Annotated in this window: 6 protein-coding genes; 2 read left to right on the top strand and 4 right to left on the bottom strand. The window is 63.7% G+C overall.

Annotated elements, in window-relative coordinates; translation table 11 throughout:
- Positions 1-170: 170 nt before the first annotated feature.
- From BMF89_RS13765 to BMF89_RS13755, 3 genes are all read right to left on the bottom strand, one after another.
- Positions 171-269, bottom strand: coding sequence for an AURKAIP1/COX24 domain-containing protein (locus BMF89_RS13765; RefSeq protein ID WP_003792170.1), 99 nt, complete (start codon positions 267-269; stop codon positions 171-173).
- Positions 270-442: 173 nt separating this feature from the next.
- Complete coding sequence (locus BMF89_RS13760) at positions 443-655, bottom strand: helix-turn-helix domain-containing protein (RefSeq protein ID WP_078107672.1); 213 nt, start codon at positions 653-655, stop codon at positions 443-445.
- A gap of 158 nt (positions 656-813) precedes the next feature.
- Positions 814-1,956 carry a 3-deoxy-7-phosphoheptulonate synthase gene (locus tag BMF89_RS13755; RefSeq protein WP_078107671.1) on the bottom strand — a complete coding sequence of 381 codons (1,143 nt, stop codon included), beginning with the start codon at positions 1,954-1,956 and terminating at the stop codon, positions 814-816.
- A 326-nt stretch (positions 1,957-2,282) separates the two neighbouring features.
- Between BMF89_RS13755 and BMF89_RS13750 the strand changes: the two genes are divergently transcribed.
- The gene (locus BMF89_RS13750; RefSeq protein WP_078107670.1) at positions 2,283-3,296 is read left to right on the top strand and encodes a LacI family DNA-binding transcriptional regulator; all 1,014 of its coding nucleotides are present in this window, start codon (positions 2,283-2,285) and stop codon (positions 3,294-3,296) included.
- Here the strand turns inward: BMF89_RS13750 and BMF89_RS13745 are convergent.
- Complete coding sequence (locus BMF89_RS13745; RefSeq protein WP_078107673.1) at positions 3,286-3,990, bottom strand: FCD domain-containing protein; 705 nt, start codon at positions 3,988-3,990, stop codon at positions 3,286-3,288. The genes BMF89_RS13750 and BMF89_RS13745 overlap by 11 nt on opposite strands.
- 79 nt (positions 3,991-4,069) lie before the next feature.
- Between BMF89_RS13745 and BMF89_RS13740 the strand changes: the two genes are divergently transcribed.
- A complete protein-coding gene (locus BMF89_RS13740; protein ID WP_078107669.1) occupies positions 4,070-5,374 on the top strand; it encodes an alpha-hydroxy acid oxidase in 1,305 nt (434 codons plus the stop codon).
- The last annotated feature ends 210 nt before the right edge of the window (positions 5,375-5,584 follow it).

The raw sequence follows: 5,584 nt of genomic DNA, 5'->3' as shown, positions 1-5,584 counted from the left end.
AGGACTCTGGCACCGCACAGGCTGGGCAGGACGATCATGACGCGCCCGGGATTTACACACGTTTTGTCCTATAACCCGCTCACATACGTGAGCGGGCGTTACCGGGGCGTGGACGCAAAAATGCCCGCCGCCTCGGGAGGCAACGGGCATTCACGCTGGAGGAAGTATCTCTACTTCTTATTGCGACGCTGGTGGCGGGTCTTGCGAAGCAGTTTGCGGTGCTTCTTCTTGGCCATACGCTTGCGGCGCTTCTTAATAACTGAACCCACGTAAGTTCCTTACCAAACTAGATTGAGACTCTGTCTGCTGGGTGAGGTCCTTGAACTGAGCAACAGACTTTACAACTGACAGATTCTTACAATGACGTAAAACGTTCCTTAACAGGGTACCGCTTATCGGGGGCACCCAATGACCGCCGGCCCTTTCGGGAACCAGGCAGGACTCAAGCGGTCTCCGAGTGTCCGTCGACAACCGCGCCCTTCAGGTACTGGCTCACAGCTTCCTCGGGGACACGGAATGATCGTCCGAATCGGACGGCCGGCAATTCTCCCGAGTGAACCAGACGGTACACGGTCATTTTGGAAACCCGGAGGACTTCGGCAACTTCAGCCACGGTCATGAAACGCGCGTTCGAGAAGTTAGTCTCTGCGGACATTTCTCCATATTCCTTTGCTCTCAGCGGTTAGCGGCGAACCCCAGCATTCATTACCTGGTGTGCCGATGCTGAGCCATCAAACAACCATGTGCTAGATACTCTAGAGGCTGCTGGTACCAAAGTGAAAGTCTTTCGGCGAACTGGAGACGAGGATCTCCCTAGTTGGAACCAGCCATCCGACGCTTGCGCGCCGAGGCGGCCAGCTGGTTCAGGACGGACACCGTGACGTCCCACTCCATGCAGGCATCGGTGACGCTCTGGCCGTACACAAGTTCCTGTTCCCCAGCCAACTGCCGCTCCACATCCAGGTTCTGCGCCCCGCCAACAAGGAAGCTTTCCAGCATGACGCCTGCGATCGGCGAAGCAACGTCATTTTCCAACTGCGCGCCGATCTCCAACGCGACTTCCGCCTGGCGATGGTGGCTCTTGCCGCTGTTGGCATGGCTCGCGTCAACGATCAGACGCGGGTTCAGCCCCTTCGCCGCGAGCTTCTCCGAGGCAGCAGCCACCTGGTCGGCGGCGTAGTTCGGACCCTTGCGGCCACCGCGCAGGATCACATGTGCGTCGGGGTTGCCCGACGTCGCCACCAGCGCGGCGTGACCGTCGCCGTCGATCCCCAGGAACGCCTGGGGTGCCGCGGAAGCACCGCAGGCATCGATCGCGACTTGGAGGTCGCCGTCGGTCCCGTTCTTGAAGCCGATGGGCATGGACAGCCCGGAGGCGAGCTGACGGTGGATCTGGCTCTCGGTGGTCCGCGCACCGATGGCGCCCCACGCCACGAGGTCGGCCATGTATTGCGGGCTGATGGGTTCCAGGAACTCGGTGGCGGTCGGCAGGCCCAAGGCTGTGACTTGCTGGAGGAAGCCACGCGCCGCCCGGAGCCCGGCCGCGATGTCGTGGCTGCCGTCCAGGTGGGGATCGTTGATGAGGCCCTTCCAACCCACTGTGGTGCGCGGCTTCTCGAAGTACGCCCGCATGACGATGAGCAGGTCTTCCTTGTGCTTCTCCGCCTGGCTGACCAGCCTGCGTGCGTATTCCAGGCCCGCCTTCGGATCGTGGATGGAGCACGGGCCAACAATCACCAAGAGCCGATCGTCCACGCCGTCCATGATGGCGCGGACTCCGTCGCGTCCGCGCTCGACGACGGCGGAGGCCCTCGCGTCAAGCGGCAGTTCCGTGATGATTTCCTGCGGCGTGGGGAGCGGCTCGAAGCGGCTGACGCGCAGGTTCGACGTCGACTGCGCGCCGGCATTCTCGACGTCGGCACTTACTGTGGTGGGCTCTGCGGCGATGCTGGTCATGAAAGGGGTCCTGTTCCGAAAGAGGTGCGGACCCTGCTCAGAGCCCGCCTGGAAATGGCGAAGGGCAGAGAATGATCTCTGCCCTGTTGGCTCTGAAGGAAAGTTGGATGCGTGTCAGTTAGACGCGGGCCCCTCCAGAGCCAACGAAAAATACGCATACCAACGGTTAGTCATAGCGAAACCATAGCGCCAGGCTCCGGATGCCCGCAAATCGAAATGCAACGACATCAAGGGAAACCGTTTCCCCACGCACTATAAACTTCACCTCAGGACAAACGTCCCCGGGGAGCTGGGAACAGCGCGGCCCCAACTCCAGGAAGGAAACCATGCCAGGCAGAAGGAACACCCGGCGGGTGGGCATCGCAGATGTGGCATCCATGGCCGGCGTTTCGCATGCCACCGTTTCCCGCGTCATGAACGGTAACACCACTGTGGACGCCGACATTGCCGCTCGCGTGCGCGCAGCCGCTTCCGAGCTGAAGTACAAGCCGAATCCGGTTGGCCGCAGCCTGGCCCTGGGAAAAACGGACACTATCGGAATCGTGGTGCCGGACCTGTCCAACCCCACGTTCCAGGCCATTCTCCGCGGGCTGAGCATTGCGGCCGCCCGCGACGGCTACCGCGTGCTGATAGCGGACTCGTCCGAAGTCTCCAGCGAAGAAGCGATCCTGGCAGGGGAAGCCCGGAGGCGATGCGACGGTGTCGTTCTGTGCGCCCCCCGCATGAGCGACGCCGAACTGGAAGAACTCGCCCCCTCGCTCTATCCACTCGTCCTCATCAACCGGACCACCGAGTCGGTACCCACTCCCAGCCTCGTGGTGGATTACGGCCAAGGCATCCAGGAACTTGCCGCCCACTTGGTTGAGCTGGGCCATCGCAAACTGGCGTACCTGACAGGACCGGACCGCAGCGCGTCAAACGTGCAGCGCCTGCGCGGGCTCGAGAAGTTCACCGCCGAGTTCCCGAACGTCGAATTGCAGTTCATTCCTGGAGGCAACACGTTCGACGCCGGTTTCGAGTCGAGCGATGCCGTCGCTTCGTGCGGCGCCACCGGAATCCTCGTCTTCAACGACGTCGCCGCGATGGGCCTCTTGAGCGGACTGAGCCAGCGCGGGATCCGCGTGCCGGAAGACTTGTCGCTCACCGGCTTCGACGACATGCCCTTCGCCCGGTACACCATGCCTCCGCTGACTACCGCCGCCGTGCCGATCTCCGACCTCGGCGACCTTGCGTGGCGCCGCATGCGGGAGCAGATCCAGACCAACGACGCCGTCTCCCCCACGAACTACTTCCCGCCGCGGATTGAGCTCAGGGGAAGCACCGGACCTGTCAAGGCCTAGCTTCCACTGGGGCCTTCCCCAGACCGGCCTCCCTGTAGTACCCCTCGATGTGCGCGGCAACAAGCGTGGCCGCGCGGCCGCCGTCGCCGTCGTGGACCGCATCCAAAATGGCGCGGTGCTCGGACCGGAGGCGATGAGCGGTGCTGTCCCAATCCGGCAGGTTCGCCGTCAGCGCCGCGGCGTATCCCTCGATCGCTTCGCGGAGCGAGCCCATGATGGTGCTCACCACCGTATTCCCCGCAGCTTCCGCCAGCGCCAAGTGGAAGGCGACATCCAAGGCGAGGAAATCGTCGACGGCGGGGCTTGCGTCCATTTCGTCCAGGAGCCTCGCTGCTTCCTCGAGTTCCGGGGCGTCGGTCTTGGCGCGGGACACCGCCCATGACTCGAGCAGGACCCGCGTTTCCACGATGTCAGCGACCGGCAAATGCTGCGTGGCCACGTGGAGGCGTAGCGCGGAGCCGAGTGCCGTGGCCGGTTCCGCGATGACCACCGTCCCGGCGTGCTTGCCCGAGCCGACACCTGCCCGTACCAAGCCCATGGCCTCCAGGATCCGGATGGCTTCGCGGACGGAGGTCCGGGATACTTCCAATTGTTCGGCCAGCGCCCGCTCGGCGGGGAGCCGCCCACCAAGGACCAAGTGCCCATCGGACAATTGCTTTTCGATCCAACTCAGGACGAGCTCGTGCGTTCGCATGGATAAATAATAGTTGATGTGGTTGGACCACATGGCCTAGAGTGTGGTCTAACCACACAAGCACACGGGAGACAGCACCATGACGCAGACCGTCCAGCCGAGCAGCGCACCTTCCTTTGGGGTCCCCGCAAACGCACCCGCCGACGTCGGGCGTCCTGCTGCACTCAAGCGCCGGGTTCCCAAGTACGCGGACCTGGCGCCGCTCATGAAGTTCAAGAAGCCCGAGTTCAGCAACGCTGCGAAGTTGCGCCGCGCATCCACCATTTGGGAACTGCGGGACATGGCCAAGCGTCGCACTCCGCAGGCGCCGTTCGACTACACGGACGGTGCGGCGGAGGCGGAGATCACCCTTCGCCGGGCCCGCCAGGCGTTCCAGGACGTCGAGTTCCGGCCGGGGATCCTGCGCGACGTCTCCAGGATTGATCTCAGGACCAAGATCCTGGGCAAGGAATCCAGGCTTCCGTTCGGCATCGCGCCCACGGGGTTCACTCGCATGATGCAGTCGGAAGGTGAGTACGCGGGCTCGCAGGCGGCCGAAGCCGCTGGTATTCCCTACACCCTCTCCACGATGGGCACGGCCTCCATCGAGGACGTGGCCGCGGCGGCCCCGAACGGCCGCAACTGGTTCCAGCTGTACCTGTGGACAAACAGGGACCGTTCCCTGGAACTGATCGAGCGCGCCGCAAAGGCCGGAAACGATACCCTCATGGTCACGGTGGACACCGCCGTCGCGGGTGCCCGGCTGCGGGACGTCCGCAACGGCATGACCATTCCGCCGGCACTCACCGTGAAAACCGTCCTGGATGCCTCGTACAGGCCCGCCTGGTGGTTCAACTTCCTCACGCACGAGCCGTTGACCTTCGCCTCGCTCTCCCGCTATACGGGCACCGTGGCCGAGCTCATCAACTCCATGTTCGATCCCACCCTGACCTTCGATGACCTGGACTGGCTGCGCGAAACCTGGAAGGGCAAGCTCGTGGTCAAGGGCATCCAGACGGTGGAAGATGCCCGCAAGGTGGTGGACCACGGCGCGGACGGCGTCGTGATCTCCAACCACGGCGGGCGCCAGCTGGACCGGGCACCGATTCCTCTGCACCTCGTTCCGGAGGTCTCCGCAGCACTGAAGGCGGACAACAGCGACGCAGCCGTCATCCTGGACACGGGCATCATGAGCGGCGCCGACATCGTGGCGGCCCTGGCCCTCGGCGCCGACTTCACGTTGATCGGCCGGGCGTACCTCTACGGGCTCATGGCCGGCGGGCGCGCCGGCGTGGACCGCACCATCCAGATCCTGGAGAAGGACATGGCCCGCACCATGGCCCTGCTCGGAGTCACCAGGATCTCGGAACTCACCCCGGACCACGTGCGCCTGCTGGGCACCTAACCTAGGGCGGCCCCACCCAACTAACTCGCATTTGTTGTCGTTTTGAGGCGTCAAAACGACAACAAATGCGAGTTAGCGGATGAGCGCCGCTGGTGCGCCGTGGGCCGGGAAAGTATGCGTCTGGCTCACCAAGACTCTGGCTCTCTCCGGGCGGCTCGGTGATCATGGAGGTGTTCGTCTCGGTGAACGCCGACCCAACTTGGTGCCTTG

It is taken from the genome of Arthrobacter sp. SRS-W-1-2016 (genome assembly GCF_002009585.1).
Lineage (GTDB): Bacteria > Actinomycetota > Actinomycetes > Actinomycetales > Micrococcaceae > Arthrobacter > Arthrobacter bambusae_A.
This window is presented reverse-complemented; position numbering and strand designations above follow the sequence as displayed.